The organism is Paenibacillus lacisoli (assembly GCF_030580655.1).
In the GTDB taxonomy this organism is placed as follows: domain Bacteria; phylum Bacillota; class Bacilli; order Paenibacillales; family Paenibacillaceae; genus Paenibacillus; species Paenibacillus lacisoli.
This window is the reverse complement of sequence record NZ_JAUQTB010000001.1, coordinates 585,600-609,407: the sequence shown is the minus strand read 5'-3', so window position 1 is coordinate 609,407 and position 23,808 is coordinate 585,600. Positions and strand designations below refer to the sequence as shown.

Annotated in this window: 22 protein-coding genes and 1 tRNA gene; 15 read left to right on the top strand and 8 right to left on the bottom strand. The window is 38.5% G+C overall.

Features of this window, described 5'->3' with window-relative positions:
• Positions 1-116 precede the first annotated feature (116 nt).
• The 3 genes from Q5741_RS02935 to Q5741_RS02925 all read left to right on the top strand — a co-directional run bounded on the left by Q5741_RS02935 (position 117) and on the right by Q5741_RS02925 (position 1,770).
• Entirely contained in the window at positions 117-983 is an 867-nt protein-coding gene (locus Q5741_RS02935; protein ID WP_305022534.1) for a YitT family protein, read from the top strand.
• A 240-nt stretch (positions 984-1,223) separates the two neighbouring features.
• On the top strand, positions 1,224-1,373 hold the full coding sequence (locus tag Q5741_RS02930) for a hypothetical protein (RefSeq protein ID WP_305022533.1): 150 nt from the start codon (positions 1,224-1,226) through the stop codon (positions 1,371-1,373).
• 109 nt (positions 1,374-1,482) lie between these two features.
• Complete coding sequence (locus Q5741_RS02925) at positions 1,483-1,770, top strand: hypothetical protein (RefSeq protein WP_305022532.1); 288 nt, start codon at positions 1,483-1,485, stop codon at positions 1,768-1,770.
• A gap of 92 nt (positions 1,771-1,862) precedes the next feature.
• Here Q5741_RS02925 and Q5741_RS02920 read toward each other — a convergent pair whose 3' ends face one another.
• Complete coding sequence (locus Q5741_RS02920) at positions 1,863-2,060, bottom strand: hypothetical protein (RefSeq protein WP_305022531.1); 198 nt, start codon at positions 2,058-2,060, stop codon at positions 1,863-1,865.
• A gap of 214 nt (positions 2,061-2,274) precedes the next feature.
• On the opposite strand from Q5741_RS02920, the gene Q5741_RS02915 reads away from it, so the two are divergent.
• A complete protein-coding gene (locus Q5741_RS02915) occupies positions 2,275-2,679 on the top strand; it encodes a hypothetical protein (RefSeq protein ID WP_305022530.1) in 405 nt (134 codons plus the stop codon).
• Positions 2,680-2,744: 65 nt separating this feature from the next.
• On the opposite strand, the gene Q5741_RS02910 is transcribed toward Q5741_RS02915, so the two are convergent.
• Positions 2,745-2,903 (bottom strand): asparagine synthase, encoded by a 159-nt coding sequence (locus tag Q5741_RS02910; protein ID WP_305022529.1) that lies wholly within the window; start codon positions 2,901-2,903, stop codon positions 2,745-2,747.
• Between the two features lie 551 nt (positions 2,904-3,454).
• Here Q5741_RS02910 and Q5741_RS02905 point away from each other — a divergent pair.
• The 3 genes from Q5741_RS02905 (at position 3,455) to Q5741_RS02895 (ending at position 6,374) form a co-directional block, all read left to right on the top strand.
• On the top strand, positions 3,455-5,710 hold the full coding sequence (locus Q5741_RS02905) for a hypothetical protein (protein ID WP_305022528.1): 2,256 nt from the start codon (positions 3,455-3,457) through the stop codon (positions 5,708-5,710).
• A gap of 20 nt (positions 5,711-5,730) precedes the next feature.
• The gene (locus Q5741_RS02900; protein WP_305022527.1) at positions 5,731-6,177 is read left to right on the top strand and encodes a GNAT family N-acetyltransferase; all 447 of its coding nucleotides are present in this window, start codon (positions 5,731-5,733) and stop codon (positions 6,175-6,177) included.
• A gap of 111 nt (positions 6,178-6,288) precedes the next feature.
• A tRNA-Leu gene (locus Q5741_RS02895) sits at positions 6,289-6,374 on the top strand.
• 370 nt (positions 6,375-6,744) lie between these two features.
• On the opposite strand, the gene Q5741_RS02890 is transcribed toward Q5741_RS02895, so the two are convergent.
• Positions 6,745-7,905 carry a tyrosine-type recombinase/integrase gene (locus Q5741_RS02890; RefSeq protein WP_305022526.1) on the bottom strand — a complete coding sequence of 387 codons (1,161 nt, stop codon included), beginning with the start codon at positions 7,903-7,905 and terminating at the stop codon, positions 6,745-6,747.
• A gap of 611 nt (positions 7,906-8,516) precedes the next feature.
• Here Q5741_RS02890 and Q5741_RS02885 point away from each other — a divergent pair.
• Both Q5741_RS02885 and Q5741_RS02880 read left to right on the top strand, forming a co-directional pair.
• Entirely contained in the window at positions 8,517-10,436 is a 1,920-nt protein-coding gene (locus Q5741_RS02885; RefSeq protein WP_305022525.1) for a hypothetical protein, read from the top strand.
• Between the two features lie 496 nt (positions 10,437-10,932).
• The gene (locus tag Q5741_RS02880) at positions 10,933-11,961 is read left to right on the top strand and encodes a hypothetical protein (RefSeq protein WP_305022524.1); all 1,029 of its coding nucleotides are present in this window, start codon (positions 10,933-10,935) and stop codon (positions 11,959-11,961) included.
• A gap of 46 nt (positions 11,962-12,007) precedes the next feature.
• Here the strand turns inward: Q5741_RS02880 and Q5741_RS02875 are convergent, their stop codons facing one another.
• The 5 genes from Q5741_RS02875 to radC form a co-directional block, all read right to left on the bottom strand.
• A complete protein-coding gene (locus Q5741_RS02875; protein WP_305022523.1) occupies positions 12,008-12,130 on the bottom strand; it encodes a hypothetical protein in 123 nt (40 codons plus the stop codon).
• Positions 12,131-12,133: 3 nt separating this feature from the next.
• Complete coding sequence (locus Q5741_RS02870; protein WP_305022522.1) at positions 12,134-12,280, bottom strand: hypothetical protein; 147 nt, start codon at positions 12,278-12,280, stop codon at positions 12,134-12,136.
• 375 nt (positions 12,281-12,655) lie between these two features.
• Positions 12,656-13,600 carry a hypothetical protein gene (locus tag Q5741_RS02865; protein ID WP_305022521.1) on the bottom strand — a complete coding sequence of 315 codons (945 nt, stop codon included), beginning with the start codon at positions 13,598-13,600 and terminating at the stop codon, positions 12,656-12,658.
• Positions 13,601-13,625: 25 nt separating this feature from the next.
• Complete coding sequence (locus Q5741_RS02860) at positions 13,626-13,973, bottom strand: helix-turn-helix domain-containing protein (protein WP_305022520.1); 348 nt, start codon at positions 13,971-13,973, stop codon at positions 13,626-13,628.
• A 177-nt stretch (positions 13,974-14,150) separates the two neighbouring features.
• On the bottom strand, positions 14,151-14,831 hold the full coding sequence (gene radC, locus Q5741_RS02855; RefSeq protein WP_305022519.1) for a RadC family protein: 681 nt from the start codon (positions 14,829-14,831) through the stop codon (positions 14,151-14,153).
• A gap of 238 nt (positions 14,832-15,069) precedes the next feature.
• Between radC and Q5741_RS02850 the strand changes: the two genes are divergently transcribed.
• The 6 genes from Q5741_RS02850 to Q5741_RS02825 all read left to right on the top strand — a co-directional run bounded on the left by Q5741_RS02850 (position 15,070) and on the right by Q5741_RS02825 (position 23,681).
• Positions 15,070-15,627: a VUT family protein gene (locus Q5741_RS02850; protein WP_407074307.1), complete on the top strand. Its 558-nt coding sequence runs from the start codon at positions 15,070-15,072 to the stop codon at positions 15,625-15,627.
• Positions 15,628-15,909: 282 nt separating this feature from the next.
• Positions 15,910-17,919 (top strand): tRNA-guanine transglycosylase DpdA, encoded by a 2,010-nt coding sequence (dpdA, locus tag Q5741_RS02845; protein ID WP_305022518.1) that lies wholly within the window; start codon positions 15,910-15,912, stop codon positions 17,917-17,919.
• Between the two features lie 52 nt (positions 17,920-17,971).
• Positions 17,972-18,781, top strand: a complete 810-nt coding sequence (locus tag Q5741_RS02840; protein WP_305022517.1) for a hypothetical protein — start codon at positions 17,972-17,974, stop codon at positions 18,779-18,781.
• A 132-nt stretch (positions 18,782-18,913) separates the two neighbouring features.
• On the top strand, positions 18,914-19,807 hold the full coding sequence (locus tag Q5741_RS02835) for a tRNA guanosine transglycosylase family protein (protein ID WP_305022516.1): 894 nt from the start codon (positions 18,914-18,916) through the stop codon (positions 19,805-19,807).
• 2 nt (positions 19,808-19,809) lie between these two features.
• Positions 19,810-20,541: a hypothetical protein gene (locus Q5741_RS02830; RefSeq protein ID WP_305022515.1), complete on the top strand. Its 732-nt coding sequence runs from the start codon at positions 19,810-19,812 to the stop codon at positions 20,539-20,541.
• A gap of 2 nt (positions 20,542-20,543) precedes the next feature.
• Complete coding sequence (locus Q5741_RS02825) at positions 20,544-23,681, top strand: hypothetical protein (RefSeq protein WP_305022514.1); 3,138 nt, start codon at positions 20,544-20,546, stop codon at positions 23,679-23,681.
• Positions 23,682-23,808: the final 127 nt, after the last annotated feature.

Below are 23,808 nucleotides of genomic sequence, written 5' to 3'. Positions count from 1 at the left end.
AGTATTTTCAAGACCTGAAAGGTCATTTGGAGATGATTTTTGGAAGCTGGGTTTGTGATTTGCTGAAAATTAATTTAAAATATTGAAATTAGCGATTTTTTGGAAGGAGTAAGACCATGCCCAGAACACACAGAAAAACATCATTCCTGACCCTGCTGTATCGATTTGTGTTCCTTACAATCGGTTCCGTATTGGCGGCAGTAGGTCTGGATCTCTTCCTCGTGCCGAACGAGGTGCTGGATGGAGGTATTACCGGTCTTTCGATCGTACTGAACAATGTAACTTCACTGCCGCTGGGGGTTTTCCTCTTCGTGCTGAATATCCCCTTCGTATGGCTGGGTTACAAACAGATCGGTAAGACATTTGCCATTTCATCGCTTTATGGCATTATCGTATTGTCTGTCACGACCTCGCTGCTGCATCATTACGAGGCTTTTACCCATGAGAAAATCCTGGCGGTCTTATTCGGAGGACTCATTCTAGGTATTGGTGTAGGGATCGTCATTCGTTTCGGAGGTTCTACAGACGGGGTTGAAATTTCCGCTATTCTGCTCAATAAGAAATTAAAGCTCCCGGTCGGGCAGATCGTGATGTTTATCAACATCTTCATCTTTATCATTGCGGGTTTCGTGATGGGCTGGGATTCTGCAATGTATTCGATCTTCACGTACTATCTGGCCTCCAAGGTGATGGATATCGTAGTGGAGGGCATCAATGACTCCAAATCGGTTACCGTCATATCGGCCGAGTATGAGGAGATTTCGCAGGCGATCATGGATCGTCTGGGCCGAAGTACAACTTATATTTATGGCCGCGGCGGCTATTCGAAGGAAGATACTCAGATCGTCTACTGTGTCGTAACCAGGCTGGAAGTAGCGAAGCTGAAAGGGATCGTGCATGAGATTGATCCGAACGCCTTCATTGCAATTGAACATGTTGCAGATGTGCTGGGCGGCGGTTTTGAGAAAAAGGATATTCACTAAAGTTAATATGTGGATGGGACTCACTGAATACCACTCTTAGAGCAGAAGCTGCTGAGAGTGGTATTTTGCAAATAAGTGTTGTAAGCGCCCTCAACGGGTAATATACTGTTAAGAAAGCGTATACAATTTTAGATGCAGCTGCATTTCCAGCAATAGCACTGCTGATAAGGATACTATGGTTCTCATTAGCTAATGATTTGCCTCCGAATAGACGAAGTATAGTTAGGGAGGGGAATGATCATGAAGAAGGAAGACCTGAATTTACAAATTGCGTTGGAGAATGGGATCCATCAGCCGGATGGCAATGTAGCCGCCGGTCTCATGTGGGGGGCTCTGATCAGTGTTCCGTTGTGGATTTCCATTTTGGGCTGGATTTCAAGTCTGACATAAATGTTTTGGATAACCCCGTTTACGGGGTTTTTTGCTATATATGGGATGAGAGTTTTCAACAAATGGTTAAATATGGGATAATGCAGACAATTCTAATGAAGTTAGAGAGGTGAAAGGGATCCCTATTTCCTCAACGCTGGCCATCTTGTTCTGGATGCTTCTGGCCATTACTTTTTACTTCATTTTGGGCAAATGGATCATTCAGCTGCTGTACCGTTATGTGCTGCGGCGTGAGATCACTCCTAATGGCATCATACTGTTTGTGCTCATCTTTTTGAGTTTGGTTACGATCGCACAGGAATTATTATACGGAAAGTTCCCTGTATTCAGCATCCTGTTATTTATTATTTTCTGCTGTCTTCTGGTCAAAGAGCTTAGTCGTCGTAAAAGATCGTAATCCTTCTGATAAGGCATAACAATACAGCAGGCCTCTCAAGATTCAGAAGCTTGCTGTATTTGGTGTATCCTCATGTATATTGAAATGGCAGGCTATGAACGATCCCGCTTCTTCTTTAATTCCTCAATATCTTCGGGATGGCCTCCAAAATCCTTCTGCAGTTTCTCTACGGATTTACCAACTATGTCTGAGAAGCTATCCGTTGCAGCAGGACGTTCTGAACGGGGATCCGGCAGACTGTCAAATCCAGGAGTTCTGTTATCCAGAGCCTTTTTGTCTTTATTATCCATTCACAATTCCTCCTAGCGGATCTTAAATCGATTTTGCATACCTTGCTAGCACCTATTACTATCTTTTTACACGTTTCTTGACAGCCTGAATCAATAAATCCTGAAATGTACAATCCTGAAGCAATCGAGCCGCTTTTGGTTTATTTGTCCATACTTTGTGGTTATACATATGATAACTTTATTCGACATGTTTAGAGAAAGGGGCTCATATGTCGTGATTGATAATCGTATGGACATCAAGGTTATGTTTACCTGCACCCAATGTGGACAGGAAGTGAGTGTTCCCTTTAACGAAGAGGATGTGGCAGTTCGCACCTGCCCCGCCTGCAAACATACGTACAGCATTATGAAACCAGTCATCGGTGAGGAAATTTTGCTGGATTGGCATCAGGAAGCGCTGATTCAAAAATTGCGAGCCGACAAGACTGAAGAAGATAAAGTGAGTCTGATGCGTCTCGTGGTCAAAGTCATTGAACTGCTGACCTGGCGCGACAAAGGAAATGGGCAGACAGAGGCCATCGAAGCGATGCGGGAATGGCTGATCTTCAACGGTATTCCAAAGCCGCTGACAGAGCTGATTGTATCGAATGAAAACAGGCAGCAGCTCCCTAAAAGCTAAGAACAGCGGGTATATAAAAGTCTCAGGGAAGGATCATATGATCCTTCCCTGAATGTCCTCCAAGCTTAACGATGCTCAATCAGATCGATCGCACCCAATACAATATGGGCGAGACCGAAACCGAGAATGCCGGTTGCCGCCAGTTTGTACTTGCTGCCCAGCATAGCTGCACCAGAAGCCGATACCACAGTACCCAAAACGGTCGGAACCAATCCTTCGCGCATCAGAAACACTCCTCGTGGTTAAGTTTGGCGAGACAGTTGTAGTGTGGTCGGATGGAGTCATTTTATACATGTTTTTTAGGCATTGAACTTTTAATGCCATTTTTATGCTGATTTAATATCTCGTTAATACGAGGGGGTTATGATAACCCTATCAACCCCTATTACATATTGTGGTATATTCACTGCAAGGCTCTGCCGGCTGCAAACGGCGGGGCTTTTTTTATATGTACAGCCAAAATAAAAAAGACCGTCCGAAGACGGTCTTTGTACCCGTGGCGCCTTATATTCATTGATCCGTATCCCGCGCCTCCAGCAGTCTCCTCTTATTTGGAGCTGTTGGATCGGGTAAGGGATACGTTCAACATGTGACTATTAATGTTGACGCACCTCCTTTCCTGATGAGTTCATTCTATCACTATGCTCTTTCGGAAACCAGTGGTTTTGCATTAAAAATAGATGAAAAATGCGAGCTGTTTTACAAGATGATAAATATTCTTTAAGATTTATGTTGGGAAGTTATGTAAAAGAAAGATGTGAGGTGAGACAGAGAAATGAAAAACAAGCTTATGAGCTTGTCTGTGCTGGTCTTTTTTGTTCCTGCCATCATTCTCAGCGTAGTGATGTGGCGGGATTATACCAATGAGATCGGTCGCTCGGTTACGTATACGAAACAGGTCAAGGGCATCTATTATCTGGACAACGGTAAAAAAGTACTGGCTGTCGCCGAATCGTCGAGTGGTCTTGAAGGGCTGCTGTATGATGTGGGTAGCCGTCAAATCCGAAAGGAAATACCTTTGGATTCGGATATGTTCCGGCAGTATAGGGCCTCCTATCAGCAGGACAAACTGGTCATTGCTACGAAGAGCAGTTCAAATGACCTGAGGGTGTATGTGATCGATTCCGCAGGGAACAGTAAGGAACTCGCGCTGAGTACCATCCCCATGCCGAGTTACCTGGAATCCGATGCGCATCTCTGGAGGGGGAGACTTGTGTTTGCGGGCGGCTCAAAAGTGTTTGAGTATGATCTAATTGCTGAAGTGGAAGGGACCAAGCTGCAGACCGTGCGGCTGAATACCCTGAAGAAATTAACGTCCAGGCCTGTTTATATGGACGAAGTCATGAACAGCTATCAACCTGACGAGGTTCCGATGTTCAAATTGGATCTGAAGAACGGAAAACATGCATACATAGGTGGGATTTTAGGTAGCAAAGGGCAATTGGCCGTGTATGAAGAGGCAGGGGATGACCCGTTTGACTCGGATAAAAAGGCACTGAAGGCGATTGCTAAAGGTGTTGGTATTGATCCTACCCGGCTGATGAGAGTCGACAGTAATTACCCCAAACAAGCATATTTCTATAACGCCATTACTGGGAATACTGCAGGAAAGGTGCCTTTGCCGGCAGATCTCTATCAGGCTGAGCTGTACGCTGTGAACGAGCAGGAGATCCTCATCGTAGGAACGACCTCCAAGGATGCTGTGGATGGAACGGAAGCGGCATATCTCTATAATGAACGGACGAAAAAATCCGTAGATGCCACTCCGCTGGCTAAACAGCTGGCTAAGGAGGAGCGGGTCAGCGGCGAAATTGAAGTATATAAGCAAATCGATGACTCCAGAATCTACTATGTGAATCCATCACGTTCTGGCGGTTGGCTGGATCTTGCAAATGGCGAGATGCAGGTTCTGACCAAACCGGAGGTCGAGAGCTGGCAGCATGAGCCCCAGAGCGACAAGCCTTCACTCGAAGGTTTCATGGATTATATCAAAACCTGGAATGCAATCGTGATCAACTGGCTGGTCTGGCTCCTGATTCCGATTGCCATGATTCTCTTTGTCACCCTTGTTCCAAGAGTCATACGCAGCCGGGTACAGCGGCAGCTTCGGAATGGGATTATTCTGCACGGGAAACTGGTGAATATCCGGGAGACAGGGATGCTGGTCAATAACCAGCCGATGGTTCTTTTTACCGTCCAATTCAATTATGAGGGGATGCAGCGCAAGGTGGATATCCGCAAAGTGGTGTCGTACCTTGAATCTCCCAGAGTAGGAGACCCGGTTGTGATCAGTTATAATCCGCGCAAAAATAAAGCAATCTTCGTTACGGAAACAGACCTCCAGCCGGATCTGAATGACCAGCAGGTGATCCAAGGAGCGATTCTGCGTCATATCATCCGGGAAGGAAGCTATGGCCGTGCCCAAGGCTTGCTGCTGCAGTTTGAGGCGGACCAGCAGACCTTTGAGATTCCAGTGATTCAGCCGCAAGGATTCGACTACCGCCTCGGGGAACGCGCGGATCTGATACAGATTGGAGGAGGCGTCCGGCTCCTTCGGTACGGGAACGCGCCGGAATGGTCGGCGGATGAGCAGGTACAGCTTGAGGGAGAAGTGGTTGCTGTCAGTAAGTGTCCGCTCCACAGCCAAGGGAAAACGGTCATGCTGATGGAGCTGTCGGTAGAGGCTGAGGGCAGGCGCCTGCAGAAGACAAGCAGTCCTTATGTACCTCCTGAGGTGGCTGTAGAGGTCGGTACACGTATCCCGATCAGTATGCCGAGGAAGGAGCTGCAGAAAGAGCTGCGTCTGCTGAAAGGCAAGCAGGGAAGCGCTGTTGTCGAGACGGTCTATTACCGTGGAACTGTTGGTGAACGGCCTTATGCAGAAATCATCGCAGAGCGGAATGGACAACGCTACCGGATTGAACAATCAATTGAGCCGTTGTACGGCATTCAACCCGGGGACGAGCTGTGGATGGCTTACGATGAAGCATCCATGGAAGCCACAATGATCAGATATGCATCCAATTCATAAACAGCAGGAGTGATAACCGCATGACATGGGAGCTTAAAACATTCGAGCAGCTGACGAATCTGGAATTATACGCTATTTTGCAGGAACGAACCGCCGTATTCGTGGTTGAACAGCACTGTCCTTATCAAGAAGTAGATGGTAAGGACCCGGCAAGCTATCATCTGTTATACCGGGAGGAAGGGCGGATTCTCGCATATGCGAGGCTGCTGCCTCCTGGGGTATCTTATCCTGAAGCATCCATCGGGCGGGTGATCGTGAAGCAAAGTGCCCGCGGACGGGGACTGGCTAAGGAGCTGCTGAGACGATCAATTGCATTCATTCAGCAGGAGCTGGGGGAGAAGGCTATTAAAATTCAGGCACAGGAATATCTGAAGGACTTTTACGGCTCCTTTGGGTTTGCACCGGTTTCCGGCGTGTATCTGGAGGATGATATTCCGCATGTGGATATGGTGCTGTATCAGGAGTAAATGTTCATAAAGCAGAGCTATAGGAAACAACGGGCAGAAATGTTAACGGTGTGTTGACATTCTGCCCGTTTATATGTTAATATCAATTTCGTTGCCAAAACAAAAGATTTTGCCGGGGTGGCGGAATTGGCAGACGCACAGGACTTAAAATCCTGCGGTAGGTGACTACCGTACGGGTTCGACCCCCGTCCTCGGCATAAGTAAAACAAGGGTTTCAGCTCATTAGGGCTGAAATCCTTGTTTTTTATAATGTGGTTTTGCTAACATTTTGCTAACGGGGCTTCTTTTTCGTGTAGATTCATTGTTTTCTTGGACGCTCATAGTTATGTTTGTATTGGCTTCACATTGAGTTATTAAAGTTCATGCTCTGCGTTTCAAGGATTCTGTCACGTTACAATCTCAGTCGCTGGATTTCTGCTCTAATGGCTTTATTGCGGCAAGTTAAAGTGCTCTCCAGCTATGATCAAGAGCAAGTGCTTAACATGGACTCTGGCAATGTCCTAGAAGCGCAGAAATGATTCCTTCAAATTCAATAAATTCAATAAGTTGCAATTGGCACAGTTTGGCCTACATTTTTTGATTTTTAGAAAATATATCGTTGATCTTTTGTGCTGTATCTTTTTTAGTCTCCATGTCAATGTGCGTATAGGTATTAGCTGTAATGCTGATAGTTGAATGCCCCAGCCATACCTGAATTTCTTTCAGGCTTACACCATTTTTAATCAAGTAACTGGCTGTCGAGTGTCTGAGGTCATGGAACCTGATATGAGGTAATTCATTCTTTGCGAGTATGTCTTTAAATTTATGATTCAGGTATTCTGTCTTCATAGGACTGCCATCAGGCCAGCAACATACAAGACCGCTATCGACGTAATCTTTGCCATATATCAGTTTATTTTTCTTCCGCTGCTTCTTTAGATGTAATAAGTAATCTTCAAGCTTTTCCATCAAAGGCAGAATGCGCTGACTACTATCGCTTTTAGGTCTCTTTACGACGACCTCTTTACCGTACTTTACGCGAACCTCTTTAATCGAAATTGTTTTTTCTTCGAAATTAATGCAATCCCACTTCAACCCAAGCACCTCTGAACGTCGAAGTCCATAATGGGCTGCGAGATACACTGCCGATTCTATCGGTGTACCCAAACAAACTTCAAATAGCTTTTCAAGTTGTTCGACTGTATAGTAACTGGCATTAAACTTCTCCTGTTTTGGAAGTACGATTCGATCAGCGGGATTAAACGAGATTAAATTCATTCGCACTCCAAATTTAAGAGCACTCCTAATATTGGCGTGGTGCCTTCGTAATGTTTTAGCGGATAAACCTTTTATGCCTGTTGAAGGATCACTTTGATGTTTAGTCTCGTAATATTTTTGCAGATGCATAGGTTGTAGTTCTTGTAGCAATACATCATTCTTGCTCATGAAGTATGGGATGATATGCTTTGTTACGATCATTTCATAACCTTCCCAAGTAGTTTCCTCGACCTCGCTTTTAATAACGTTATGAAGCCAATCCAGCATAAAATCAGTGAATTTAAGTTTTCGCTGTGGTAGAACAAAACTGTTATTATCCATCTTCGTAAGCGTCTCTCGCAGAAATTTCTCTGCATCTTTTTTCTTCTCGCACTTAGTATTAATCCATTTTTGCTTCCGCTTTCCGGACTCGTCCTTTGTTTCGACAATGATGTACCAATATTGATTTCGTTTACGTAGACTACCTTTCATGTGCTTCGACCTCCAATATTTTATTGAATATAAAAAGACAGGAGCGTAAATACCCCTGCCTGTGAAACTACTATTTGATTACATGTACTTAGATAAGTTCCATTTGCTCTTTCCTTAGGACTGATACGTCCGCAAGTTCCTTTAACAGTAATAACGTCTAGCAACAAGTTAATCGTCTCTTATTTCATAGTAATAATATGTATCTATCAATTTCTACTGTACGATTCTGAAAATATTGTTCTGTAGCTTTTGCTATTTGTTTATGACTAGTGTAGATGCGCCATGGACTTCAAAATAATATCAAGTTATAGTAAAAATACATATTTCAAAAACCCCAAGGGATTTGTTCATCTGTTATGGCTGTGAAATTGTATACAAATAACCTGCTTACAGACATAAATGTTATTCGATTATCTTAATGTAATAGCGTAAATACTTTTTTACTCAGGACGAAAAAAAGAATTTACGACTTGGATACACTAATTGCTAAAAGGAGATATTGAGATAATAATCAATAATATGTTCAAAAATATTCTTAAAGTGTGATAATGTGATGGGAATTAATTAATAATCATCACACTATCACTGTTTTACGGAGAAGGAGATTTGTTATGGGAAATGAATTGGACCAGTTATCCGTACAGGAATTAATAAAGGAATTCAAAGAAAATTACTCTGATTATGAATTTGATGTAAATGAGAATGGGGAATTTTGCATTATAAAAAACCAAAATTTGAATGCTATAGCAAATTTCAGTCTTATTCCAAAAGGAACTGTCAAAAATGTAGAGGGAAAAACAGGCTCGTTCCTTTTTACGGGACTCATATTCGATGGTCAAAAGACCACGATTTTGCCTGAAATAGAAGTACTTAATAAGGACATTGCAACCAAAAATTGGTTGAGCAATCAGATTCCATTGGGTATGTTTAATATGAACGAGACAAAGGGATATCAGTTATTTAAGAAATTCATCCTTAGATTTCAATCTAAAGAATTGTTAGATGTGTTTGAAGTTGAAAAATCAGGATGGCATTACATAGGTGAGAAATGGGTTTATGTACATAGTGGAGGGACAATCGGTGAAACAAATAAGAGTATTAGGTTAAAAGAAGAGGAATCATACTTGAAGATTGATAATGGAATTACATCCAAAGAAGCGTTTTTGGGAAGCTTGGACATGCTGAATATTTGTGATGCGAAGTTGACTTATGCTCTTTTTTCACTAGTATTGGTGTCAGTTATAACATCGCCGTTAATACAAAATGGTGTAGCACCCAAATTCAGTATGTGGATCGAAGGAAAATCGGGGATGGGGAAAACAAGTTTAACGAAAATTTTCACTCAAATTTTTCAGAATCACAAACTGGTTCATGTGTATGATTTTAAAAAAGACTTAAATAAGAATATTATGAATAGAGATTGTGTTTCAATCTTCGATGACTACGGAACTTCTAAAACAAAAAGGGTTGCTGATTTAACAAATGAAAAAATAGAAAAACTGATAAGAGATATAGGTGACAGGGAACCAAATTCTTATTTTACTGTTCGCCCTGAAGGTATGGTGCTTTTTACTGGCGAGAAATTCATTACCATGGGCAAAGCTGATATAGCATCATCTGCAGGAAGAGTTGTACGTGTACAAATGGACAATTTATTCGATAAAAAGCAAACTTCAACATATGATCCACAGAAGGTAGAGAGATTTAACCGTTTTAAAGAAAGTAATTATTTGCCTACAAGTATGGCTAGTTATTTAAAGTGGATGAGTGAGAAGTTGAATACTCATTTCATAGAAAGTTACCGTAGAGATTTCGAATATTATCGAAATTACTATTCAACAGATCCGAATGTACATAGTAGACAAAAAGACAGTTTTGCTCATCTGACAGTTTCATTTAACTTCTATTTGGCATATGGTTTAGAGAAGGGATATATAACGCCTGAAGAAAATGCTGTCTATGGCGAGAAGGCAAAAAGCGTATTCTTTGAGTTATTAAAGCAGCAGGCAATTTCACCATTTGACCCGGACGTTCAAACATTCCTGGATACACTTGAAGATCTAATTGTACAGGAAACAATCACTGTTACTGTCAGGGGAATCCCTTATACGGAACAGGGCGAAGTGTTGGGGATTGTTGATGGATCTAATAAAACATTAAGTTTGGCATGGCAGCCTGTGTATGATATGGTCGTCAAACATATTTTGGACCAAACTGATAGTTCAGAATTCATAAGTGATATAAAGCTTGGAAAGTTGTTGAAGGAAGCTAATCTTATTTACAGATCGAATGATAGGGTTACAAAACAAGTAACAGGACTGATTGGTCGTGCTATTCAATTCAATACAGATAAGTTTCCTGATTTGATTGAGGCGATTATAGGAATCAATATGAATAGAAAATTTAATATCTTGCTTGATGAATACGAAAAGATTAATGAGATCAATAATCTTAGAGAGGAAGAGAAGAGAAAATATAAGGAAAATAAAAGGGAATTGAAAAAGTTAAAGTCCAGTTTTTTAGAAAAATAGTAAAGACTACTACAACGAGAATTATTTAAATATATTAATTGATTACATTAGCGATTACTTTATTAGCTACTCATGCACTTATTTTATTTAAAAGTAAACATCACCTTGATACTTAGATAATATACCCCCTCCGCCAGTTTATCCTCTGGACTGGGTATCTGTGGAAGGTGGTGGACAGACTGAGCGCTCTCATGATTGTTTATGAGTCGTGCATTGTTTCTTAACTAACAGAAACAGAGTATCATGGAGATCTGTTACTAATATGGAAAGTACCCGTTACTATAAAGTATGACTATATTAAAGAAAAAGCAGGACTCTATTTAGAGCAGTAACTAAATAAAACTATTACTTATTGAATACTGAGTACATTAAAGCGACGCTCGCTGTAATGTACTTTTTTATTGTGTTTATAACATTACCTTGACTTAGATAATACTACCCCTCCACCAATTAGACATCTTATCTAGAGGCCGGAGCGGGTTGAGGAGGTACTGTTATGGTAGACATGATGTATCTAGTGTATAGAATGACTAAAAAAGAATATAACAGTGTTTTTAATTCAATCCAGTCTTACCTAAAACGCTACATTAGCATGAGCCAACTCCGTAAAGATAGATATGATAAAAATGCCTATATTACAAATGCTTTCTCTAAATACGGATTTCAAGAAATTCGATTGCGATCTGCTTCATATGGCTATTGTTCTATAGAGGTACGTTTACGTCCAAAACTTACTATTGATAAAGATGGATATTACTCAGTAACAAAATTATCTGAGTTCCAGGAGGTCCAAAATGTTTTTAATTTTGTATTTAAAGACATTCTTTCCTTGAAAGTCCCTGATTTTTTTTATTGGACAGCAAAAAGAATAGAAGCTGCAGTAGATATAAGACTACCAGAACAATTAATTCCAAAGTATTTAATTTTATTTAAAAGAGGGTATATCCCAGATTATTTCTTAGAAAATGATATAACGAAGAAGTATCTCTCATCGCAAAATAATTTTTACTTGAAGTCAGAAAATAAAACAGTTAATTGGTATAATCGTTATGAAACTCTTTTAAAAAAAGAAAAGGAATCAGGGAAGAAATTTAATGATTTTACCCTGACAAAAGGATTATTTCGATTTGAAACTCAAGTTCGTGATGGAAACGAAAATGTAATGGATATATTAAACCAACAAAGGTTGAAAAATGAAGTAATGAAGTTTTATAACCTAATAGTTGGTAAAGGTGATTACCATTCCTTTGCAAGGGCAGAGCAAATAATAAGTCAAAGTAAACACAACTCTCGTAATCGTCAAGGACTAATTAATATGCTTAAGATGATTGGACATTGTGGAGGAGTCGCTAAAGCAAAAAAATGTTATGTAAATGGTCAAAATGCGAAAGGTTATACTAATAAATTTGGTAAGACAATTAAGAAACTTAGGGATTTGAATATTAACCCTGTATTAATTCCTGAAGAATGGGGAGTAGATTTCATTGAGAATCCTTTTGCGAAAATAGAAAAGGTATTTGAATAAAAGAAGCCCGTCAAAATCACAGACTTCTTTTAGCTATTAATCCTTATTATTCTTCTTTATATTTATCGTATAAATTCTGTGCTGTTTCAACCACATCAAACTTGTTTTCAATTGTTTGACATATAGCATCAACAGCAGATTCCACAACATGTTCCCAAAAGTCACTCATCGCTTATTCCTCCAGTAAATTATTTTGATTTATGTTTCCAAGCTTTAAAGCCGCTGATGGTTCCATATCCAACACCAAATAAATATCCAACAGCGGTTCCTGCGCCTGGCAGTATTGCTGTGCCGACAGCAGCTCCAATTCCACCTCCAATTAGTGCTCTAACAACGGACCGCGCTGAATTTCCGGCAGTTTCAATTACTTTATCTATGGTTTTCACCTCCTTCCTAGGACAAAACATAAATAAACGGGAGAGCAGTTGCTCTTCCCGTGGTAATTTTATTTACTGCCTAGTACTTGAAGATGGATTAAACGCTCGAACTAACTTAAAGAGATAGCCGACTAAGTAAAAAGGTGTTACCGCCCAACCAACAAATACAGACAAGATTATCTTGTAGACGATGTAACTAGAGATCGATGTAAAAACAGTAATGTTACGTTGCAGTTTGCTAATAAATTTCCAACCAAATGGTATAGATAGAAGAATATACAGTTCTATCATTTTGTCCTCCCCCTATAAACTCACCGTTATTCATCTTTAGCATTAACTTGTATGTACCTAATCTTGCTGCTGCTGTCGACACTTAAAACAACCATTGTTGGGATTGCACCGTTATTATAGTCGTAAGAATATTGAGTGGTATCTTGCACCCCAGCAGGTGTTCTAATATACTCACCTAACACTTGATTTGCTTTATTTAAGCTGTCAGACGTTCGAATACCATGGATGTTGAAAATAGAACTTGAAGAAATTATGAGTTGCTTGACCATATTATTTTCATCAACGATTAACTCAAAGCCTTCTTCTAGGGCATACGTTGTTGCTCCCTGAGAGCTCTTTTTATCTTTAATTGTATAAAATGATTCTAATTCTTCTTCAGTGGCCGATAAACCAAGAAGGCTTGAGAGATCGAGTGCAGTTGACTCCATACTAGAATCATAAGCAGAATATTGAATGATGCTGATCTCGTCAGTATCAACTCTTGTGGAGAATACAAGTAAATAATCTTCCTTAGTCAGGTACATGACACTTTTTTTACCGTCCTTTTCTTGAGTGAGATTTGGCTTACCCAAACGTACGATATTATCGGCGAAGGAAGAACCCAATGTAACATCGAAAATTTTGTATGTATCCTTCGAGTTCTCTTTAACTGCATCCTCTTGTAGTGTGATTTCACTTACGCCTTGATTGTTACCACCAACCATAAAACCAGTATTATAAGCTATAGCATAGCCGTCTGAATCATCACGAATAACCTCATTGGGTTCTCCAAACTTCGTAATAATTTCTTCTTTAGTCATCGTTTGCATTTTTGATAACTCGTAAGCTGTTGTTTCATTTCGTGAAGAGAAAATGCTGACAGCAGTGATAACAATAAATAGAGTAAGAATCCAGAACCACAAACGCTTAAGAAGAGGCTTCTTCTTTGTTTTCTTGATCTTTTCGGATTGTAAAGCTTCGATTGAAGACATGCGTTTTGCTCCCTTATTCATCTTTTTATATTCTGTAATCTTTTTTATCGATAATCATGTTTGTATGGTCAATCAAGACTTCTAGCAAGCACTGCTTAATCTGCTCAGGGGTATGAACCGCAGAGGTTTGATTGCAACCCGCTTTTGAACCTCCTCCCTTGGAATCCACTTGAGATAACAAGTCAATCAGAGTAATTCCTAAAGCACTCGATATTTTATCCAAAGTCTTTAGAGTAGGGTTCTTTTCTCCTCGCTCAATTTGACCTATATAGGATGTGTTAACTCCTGCATTTAGTGCAAGTTGCTCCTGACTGAATCCCTTTTTCAACCTTGAAAATCTGATATTTTCTCCAATAGATTCGATGCTGTTCATTTCCCTTCACCCCTAATCAAAACGATAGGATTTTTTGGTAGGAGGCTCAACAGGACATAGTACGGTTTTCAATGCTTATAGTAGTTAATTAATACAGAGTGTGGTTAAACCGTGAATAAAAGTATTCTATAGAGGTCTTTTAATCTGTGAGGAACGTACAAATTGGTTTTAGTAAATTTAGAAATGACCATGCTCTTTTAAACTATAGAAGCGATTGCTACCAATAATTACGTGATCAAGAACTTCTATGCCAAGTATTTCACCGGCGGAGACAAGTCGCTTAGTTAAATTAACGTCTTCCGATGATGGTTCTGGGTCTCCACTCGGGTGATTGTGAACGCAAATTAGGGATGCGCTACAGCGTCGTATTGCCGCATGAAATACTTCTCTCGGATGGGCAATGGTTGCATTAAGAGAGCCTACGGAAATGGTCTCCTTGAAGATGAGTCGATTCTTAGTATTGAGGAAGAGACAGATAAAGTGTTCTTTCTGTTCAAAGCGGAGTTGAGGTTCGACTAGATTGAAGACGTCTTTAGGGCTTTTGATTGCCTCATTGCATTGTTCCGGGTAAACGAGAGCCTTAGCTAGCTTTATCATAGCTGTAATTTGTCGCGCTTTGCCTTTCCCTATACCTCTGACAGATTGTAATTGTTGTTCAGAAGCATTCATTAATTCTATTGTGGTGGGAAAGTTTTTAAGTAAATCTTTGATAAGATAGCTGTCATTTGGTTCTCTTAATGATTCTGATACTAGATTCTTTAGCTCTTGATCCATATACTTGGCCCCTTCTAAAAGTAGTTGTAATGATTCACATTTATAATATAGATTTGAAAACGGGTAGTTCACGAAATTCAACATTTGCCTTAGAAGTGTAATTTAATTTGTTAGGAGAATATTTCTTTTGCATAGTGTTCATGTTTGTTGTAAAATAAGATCCTATGTTTGCGATAAATACTGTCTGTTTTCTTATGTAGCAGCATGTCACTATGCCCTCGTTAAGCACTTTCTTTGGCGTATGCGAAATGTCGAGAGGGGGGTAGCTGGATTCGAGATATTAGGATATAATGGGGTAATAAAATTATTAGGGATTGATTAAATGAAAAATATTAAATTACTGGTTGTACCTTTATATTTGTTTACTATAATCGCTGCTAATGTTGTTACTGCATCAATTGATCCCCTTCAAATCGGGGCATTCATTGTACCTGCAGGTTCTTTTCTCATAGGTTTTACATTTTTTCTTCGAGATTTTGTTCAGAATGCCATAGCCAGAAAAGGTGCATATCTAGCAATGGCCATTGCTGTTATTTTATCGGCACTTACGTCGTATTTTCTTGGAGATACATTATGGATTGTATTTGCTTCAGCAATTACCTTTATCATTTCAGAAACAGCAGATACTGAAATCTATACGCGTTTGAAACTTCCATTGTCAATTAGAGTTTTTTATAGTGGTGTCGTAGGAGGATTCTTGGACAGTGTTGTATTCGTCGTAATAGGTCTTTCTCCATTAGGAGCAGGATTTATTCCGTGGAGTGCGGTGCCGATGGCAATTATTGGGCAAATGATTGTGAAAATTTTGATGCAATTACTAGCAGCAATTGCTATATCAGTTGTTGTAAAAAAACAACGTAAGTTTCAACATCTAAATTGAACTATCCATACAAGCGTATAATTAAAAGAGAACAGAGATCGGCGGCAGCAAAGCGTTGATTTCCGTTCTTTCTTTTTTAGATGGAAGTTGATTATCTTTTCCTTCTTTAAAACAACATTTTAGAGTTTGAAAAGACGTTGTTCACCACTTCTAGTTAATGGGTTCTGCAACTTACTTACAGGTGTACTATAACTGTGGTACTATATAAATCAGATTGTATAAAATTTTCAAGATACTAAGATTCTAAGAAAATAGAGTATTTTTTAAAGGTGGAAGAGTAGCATGGATAAACGCATCCTTGTAGTAACATCGTGTACAGGAGAAAAAAAACAAAAACCAGTGAATCAACTGTTATTAGATGATTTTAAAGATTTAGAAGTACTGAAGAATCGGGAAAGTGAACTTGATAAGTTTACGGCCGGCGAACTATATACGGGCAGTCAGCATGAGGCATTGATGAAAGGGGTTAGACAGTATCGAGATGCTGGTGCAAAAATTGATGTTAATATTCTCTCAGCAGGATATGGTCTGATACCTGAGGAAAAAGAAATCGTCCCGTATGAGGTTACTTTTAACAATATGGATGCTAATTTTATCCGCCGTTGGGCAAAACAACAAGGTGTTACCGAAGATCTTAAAGTGCGAATTCAAAACTATGATTTGATTTTCTTCTTACTTGGCGATAAATATCTTCAGGCAATCGAATGGCCGATTTCAACTCGTGACGATCAAAAACTGATTTTCTTCGCAGGAGAGTCAAGCAAAAAAAGGATATTACTCGAAGATCGAAATTATATGCTAAGTATAGGAGAAAAAGAAGCTAAGAAATTTAAGTTTGGTCTAATTGGTATCAAGGGATTTTTATTTGCACAACTACTAGCAGCAGCTAGAAAGAACCCAGATGAGGTATGGACGGCAATTGACCAGGATCCAGCGTTAATCCGGGAATACATTCTGGATACTATTAACAGTGAAAAGCAATTGGAACTCTTTACCGAAGATAATAGTGGCTTGTTAAAATTTCATTCCGAATTATATCCAGTAGCAGATCATTTGGTAAGTAAGAATTCAGGAAAAGACTTTCATTTCTTTATGCCAGAAAATGATGATCGCGTAGATCCAAATTACGATTTCCTGAAAGATTTTTCTGAAAAAACAAGAAATCCTTTAGTGAATGATGTTTATGCTCATCAATTATTTGATCAACCTCAATATGATGGGATCTTGATTTCTAAAGTTAACATTGATAATGCAACAAAACAAAAACGGAAGTTAATTGAAGAAATGGGAATACGTAAATTTCTTAAACTCCCTGAGAATTATCCAATTATGGGTGACTGTGGGGCTTTTAGTTATATCGATCAAGATGAACCACCGTATAAGACTGAGGAAGTCATTCAATATTACGAAGATCATGAGTTGAACTTTGGTGTATCTATTGATCATCTTATAGTTGGTCCATTTCAAAGAGATGAAAAGATTCGAGACTATAGATACGAAATAACCCTAGAAAACGCAAAGGATTTTATAATAAAACATAGAGAAAAGAACTGTGGATTCTTACCGGTTGGTGTTGTTCAGGGATGGGATCCTGTTTCCTTCAGAAAAGCAATAGAACACGTTATTTCTTTAGGGTACACAAGAGTAGCCCTAGGGGGGCTAGCACGAGAAAAATCTGAAGTGATCTATGAAATCCTTAAAGAAATTTCTCCGTATATTCCAAATGAAGATTTTCGATTGCATCTTTTTGGTGTTGCCCGGGACATGCGAACTATGCGATCATTTCATAAACTTGGAATGACGTCATTTGATTCCGCTTCTCCATTAAGAAGAGCATGGTTGGGAACAGGACATAACTATCATACCGTAGAAGGAAAGCACTATACGGCGATAAGAATCCCCGAAGCAAGTGAAACTACTGGTCGAGTGAAAAAGATGGTACTGGAAGGAAAAGGGGAGTTTTCCCAGTATAAAGTGTTAGAGCAGAAGGCGTTGTCGGCACTTCGCAAATTCGATAGAAAAGAGATCCATATCGATGAAGCATTAAAAGCAATTCTTGAATATGATGAGATGTTAGGAGAAAATAGAGAAGCGCATGAAGATCTTTATTATGAGTTACTCATGGAAAGACCGTGGGAAGAATGCACTTGCCCAATTTGCAGTGCGATTGGGATTGATGTAGTGATATTTAGAGGAAATAATCGTAACCGGCGTAGAGGATTTCATAATACGTATGCATATTACTGTCAAGTAAAAGATATGCGAGAAAAGATGATGAAGGATATTGGTTAAAATAACCTGGTTAGTTAAGCCCCTAGAATAAAAATCTGGGGGCTTTTCTCTGATGGGGGGACAAATGAGCACACTGAATGTAAGTCAATTTATGGAGTTAAAACAAGGGGACTCGAAAATATTTCTTGGAGTAACTACGTTGGGTGATTTAGAAAAAGCTGGATTCAGTTATCTTGATTCTGACTCGAGGTATTTTAATTTCATTGAACTTATATGTAGTGAAGTACATCAAAATTCTTTTCAACAAATTGAATTAGTTGATCCAATTTTAAGATATAATCTTCCGGTTGGAAGAATGGAATTTGAGTACCCGCTTCTCATTGTTTTAGACAATCATTTTTTGCCATTTGTATTAGAAAATGCACTGCTCAAATTTGAAGAGTTTAATGTTGTCATTGAAAAAGGTCCGAAACTTAGTAAGAATTCAACAAAAGTCATGACGTTAGTCTCTTTACGAGAAATTCTTATTCATGTTTTTAAGCATCAAGTCAGCGTGGACGAAAGTAAACAAATGATTACAGCATTAAAAAATTATATTAGAATGTTGCAAGAACGGTTCAGATACCTGGGATATTTGCCAGTTCAATTAAGAATTAAGTATCGAGAAAGGTTTGTAGGTGACCTTAGCTTCGCGTGGGAGATGTATTTGCGATTTTTTTATGATCAATGGTTAGAAAAGACAATAATCAACATACCTGATATTGCGAAAGAGAAACAGTATCAAAGTTGGTCGGGAGAGTTTTTTGATAGAAACAACCCCTTATGGACTAAAACTATCGGTTATAAGAAAAAAGTCAGGCTTAATAAAACTGATAAAGAATCTATTTATAAAATATGGAAAGAATGGATAAGGGAGCCTTGAGTTTCCCTTATTTTTATTATATAAGACTAGCTGCCTTAAATAATATATGCTATTATATAAAAAATCACGTAAAATCACGTAATTAATAAGGGGGATAATTTTACAAATACCTATTTTATGGAGGAAAAGAGAATGGATTTTTATATCAGTTGGTCACACAGTGATGCCAATTTCATCGATTATTTTCCCGATTGTTTTATGCTTGTCAGTGCAGTACCTGACAATCGAGGATCTCTTAGGAGATTTCAAAAGAAACCTCGGAAGTTATTAGTTGATTGTGGTTCAGTCTATTATGTCAAGCAGAAGGAACGTCCTTCATTGAAGGAGGTCTATGATATTCAAGCTTCAATTTATGATGGGTGTCCAGTCTCCACCGAAGTAACGCTTGTCCATTTTGATGAACCTATGTTGTACAAAGAAACGTTAAGCCAGAAATATTATTCAATGGAGCGAACGTTATTTAATGCGAATGAATATATAACGCTTATTAATAGTTTTAAGGATGAAAGATTAAGTTGTATGGGGGTGATTCAAGGGTTTGATGAAGCAAGCATAATATACTCTGCATTTGAACTTCAAAAAATGGGTTATAAAAAGTTCGGTATTGGTTCTTTATTAAAAAAGAATCTTTCAGAACAAATAGCGATTATAAAGCTAGCATCAAATATAGTAGGTGCCTCAAACTTGCATGTTTTTGGAGTGACGGGGTTATTGCCAATTAAAACTATGATTGATCTTGGGATTGCATCGTGCGACTCAACTCGACCAACGATGGCGGCAGCATTTTATCAAGTTTTTTATAGTAATCCTTTTCGAACATTTTATTTAGCAGAGTCTCATGCTAAACCTAGTTCACCGAATCGACTAGAAAGCCCTTTGCCTTGTTTATGCCCAATTTGTAAGAATAATGCAAATGAAATCCTTATCCCATCTCCTAGAGAATATATGAGGTTGCGATCAGTTCATAATTACTTTCATTTGACAGAAGAGATAAATGAAATGAAGAGAAATAAAGGAGTGGTATAAAATTGTTATTCCAGATGTGCTATGGACCAGAAATCCAAATGATATTTGAATCGATCTTGCTTCAACCCGAGAAAACGGTTGGGGACTTAAAGAAGGAGTTTCAGTATGAAGATGATGGGGACATTAAATCACTTATTGAAGGAGTGATCATCTTTTTAGAGCAAGTTAAGTTTATTAGTAGGACGGAGAATGGCATTATTCCCTTAGAAAAGAATTGGGATCGACTTCAATTGTTCAAAAATATTAGAGAAATGTCGAAGAATGAGCCTAACGATTCATTAAATTATGTATTTACAACATTATTTGATCAATTATTTGTTAAACCTGACCAAATGTTTTTAGTGAATATGCATTACCATATTAATAGTAAATTTGAGAAGACCCTTGTTGGACATGAGAAAATTAACGCTTGGAAACGAATGATGGAATGCTTTGGTTTAGGTAGAAGGGTCTACACTGGTTTTTATGCACTTCCACATATTTCATTGTTAAAGGAAATTGTCCAACATATCGGTCCTTGGGAAGGGCCGCTGCATCAATACTGTGAAATTCATATTGACCCTATACTGCCCTGTGTAACAGCAGAAGGAAACGTATATTCGGGCTTGATATTTGGTCTTTCATATTTAAACAGCATCGATTACATAGAGATCTCACAAAAACAAGATCTACCATTCAAATCCTATGGTCCGAATCATGAATGGAATTGGATACATATTAAAGGAGTTGTGTAGAAATGTTGCCTTGCTTAAATAAAAATTCGCTTAAGTTGTTAGCAGGAACAGCGGATCAACGTTACCAGTTTTCTAAAGCCTATTTTAGAAATACACACTTTCCTCAAGTTATGCATAGGTATTTTCAGAATCAGTTAACCGGTGAGGTTAGTGAGAATGAATTGTTTCAAGAATTAACAGAAATTGATGCAAGCGGTAACCGAGTATATTTTATCTTCGGTTCAACAGGTTCTGGTAAGTCAGAGTTATTATGTTGGCTAAAAGACCACTGGGAAACACAAGGAATTGAAAGACCAGTAGTTAGGATTTCACGAACTGAACTAAACCCACAGGTTCTAATAAAGAAATGTTATGATGCACTTGGGATACAGACAGATATTGAAATTAATGAGAATCGATGGAATATTTTATTGAGTAAGCCAATCACAATTATTAATCAGATAGTTTGGTCCACTCTTGCAGAAATGTTCCACTCTGATGAAGATATTGTTCCGTGTGCCTTGTTGTTGCGGCCTATTGTTGAGCAAAACGTAACGAAATTCACAAAACAAATTGAGCGTGGAAATATTAAATCACCCTTGGAGTTAATTAGTCAACAGCAGTTTGAGGAACTTCTTTCAAAAACAACCTTACAGCTATCCATGGATTATGGAAGAGTCAAACAATCGCTTATTAAGAAACTAGATCATTTTTTATTTGAAGGCAAAGAAATTAGTTCCTTATTTAGAAAACTATCCAATATTATTAAAGAAAGAAATATACGTCCGTTGCTACTTATTGATGATTTGGTTCAATCTGTAAATATTTATGCCTCCGATATACTTGACCAATTAATCACTCTTGAAGAAGGAAACTGGGATGTCGTTGTAGGCTTGACTCCAGGTTCTCTTTTAGACTCTACTAAAGGAAGGGATTTGACACAAAGGATCCAAACGTTAGACACAATTGATGATAGGGTAAGGAAACTCTGGCTATCTGATGAATCAGGAAAAGCATTTTATAATTTAAATATTGAGCAAGCAGTGCCATATATGTCGAAATACTTAAATGAACTAAAAGGGGCTGAGGGTTATACATGTTCCATGAACTGCCCTAATTATGGTAATTGCATGAATTTAATACCGGTTAGCGGCCAAAATCTAATTGACGAGAAGCAGGTTTGTCTACTTCCGTTTAATGAACCCATGATTAGAAGAATGTATCGTGCCATTCCAGTTGGTAAAGGAAAACTCCGATATATGATATTAAATACGAAGGAAATACTACGAGCGTTTTATAAGAAAAAAGGAACTAAACTGCAGACCGTTCAACCATTCATTTCACGCGAAAAATTCGCAGAACATTCTGACTTGACGGTAAAGTCTATTGCCGAGTGGTATGGAAGTGAGCAAGAAGATACAATCACGTTACCAGGCTATTTGCTGAAGAAATTTGATGCAGGAGACGATTCCATTACTGTCAAACTATACAATATTCATCAGTTAGATCAAGATAGTAAACCAATGGTGACTCAGGTTAATTATTCACACCCAACTGAGAATATTGTTCGAGATTGGGTGGAAGGGGAAAATGTTAATGTGGAGTTGTTGGAATCTGTCCGACTAGGGATTGCTAGTATCGTACATGAAGTGGTAAAGGCAACAAGTATCCAAAGACCTTTTACTTCAAAATTATCATCAAGTGTACAAAGAAAAGAAGTGGAGAACAGGACACGTTACCCGATCTCTTTTGATTCCTCTGGAGATGGGATTTACATCAAACGATCTTATCCGGTTCTTGAAATCGTGAATTTACAGCAAGAAAAGCCTTCAGAGAGAGCCAGAACCTTTAATAAAATAGCTAATCAAATAGAAACTGCTATGTGGGTTTATCAAACAGAAACTATAGGTGAATCTTGGAAGGAAGAGTTAACGTTAGAATTAGGGCTTCCCCTTCCATATATTGCACTATGTCTAAAACAATGGGTCGGAAAGTGGGCGGAACTATCCCAATTTACATGGTGTCAACATTTGAAATCTCCATTCAACAACCAAGTAAAAGAAATAAGTGAACAGTTCTATCAGGACTGGTTTCTGTTGAGGGACAATATGATTGATCCTGTTCAAGAAACTCTTCAAAATACAATTGATTTTGAGAAATGGATCTTGGCTTTTGCACCTCGTAAAAAGCTAGAACAATACAGCATAAGTGATCACTCGATCAATTCGTTCTTTAACGTATTAAAAAATGACTTTATGGAGTACAAAAAAAAGTTAGAATCTGAAAGCAAGAAAATAAAATTAGAGTATCAAAAATATGTGACGTATTTGGAATCTGTGAAGCATCCGGATCACGCGTCTATATTAATTGAAATAAATAAGATCAAAGACCATGATACTATTGAAGAATATTTCAGTTTAGGTAAGTTGGAGAGATTCATACAGGAAAGCGGATTAGAAAGTAGATATGCTGAAACACTGGCACTTCGAGAAGAGATTGATCAATTGGTTGAAAAAACACAGCATCTTGATAGGCATCTTGAAAGAATATTTTTTGAGTTAACAGGCACTACAGTAGAAACGAAAATCAAAATAGTAATTGGCTGGAGCCAATTAGAGGACCGAATTAAGCAGTGGGAATCATTAAACGAGGGTTTTGCGCAAATTCATCAGACTTTCTTGAAGACACCAATCCATGTGGTCAAACAGATTATCAATTCGAGAATTTCAAATGCCGAAGCAGAACAGGTAAGAACGTTATGGGAATATCTATATAAGACGTATCAGTCGATGCGGGATGCCCACATCATAGATGATGCTTTGTTATCGCATTTGGAGACTTGGGAGATTATTGATTTTTATGAAGTGAAAAAACAAGTGGATGAATTGGAGAAGCGATTAGTAGAAGTGGATGTCATTATCGGAAAACTTCAACTTGATTTAAGCACGGAATCCTTAACCGTAAAAGAGATCATGGAACGAATAGATAAGCAAACGGATATTAGGCCAGCTGTCCGGAAGCAAGTTTATAAACTTTTTAACCAAGGTTCGAGTGTATTACCACAAAAGCAGTGGAGAAAATTAGTAAATGACTTTAGTGTCCAGTTTCCAAATTTATTTGAATCGGTAGAGTTACAGATGGTTATCAAAAAAGTTGACTAACGACCTTAGCTTTGTTCAACTAGTGGTTTAAGTAGGAATTAACAACTCTGAGAGATGATTTCGCCTTGAGAAATCATCTCTTTTTATGTTTCTAAATACTTACAAGATGATCAATTTGACCTATATT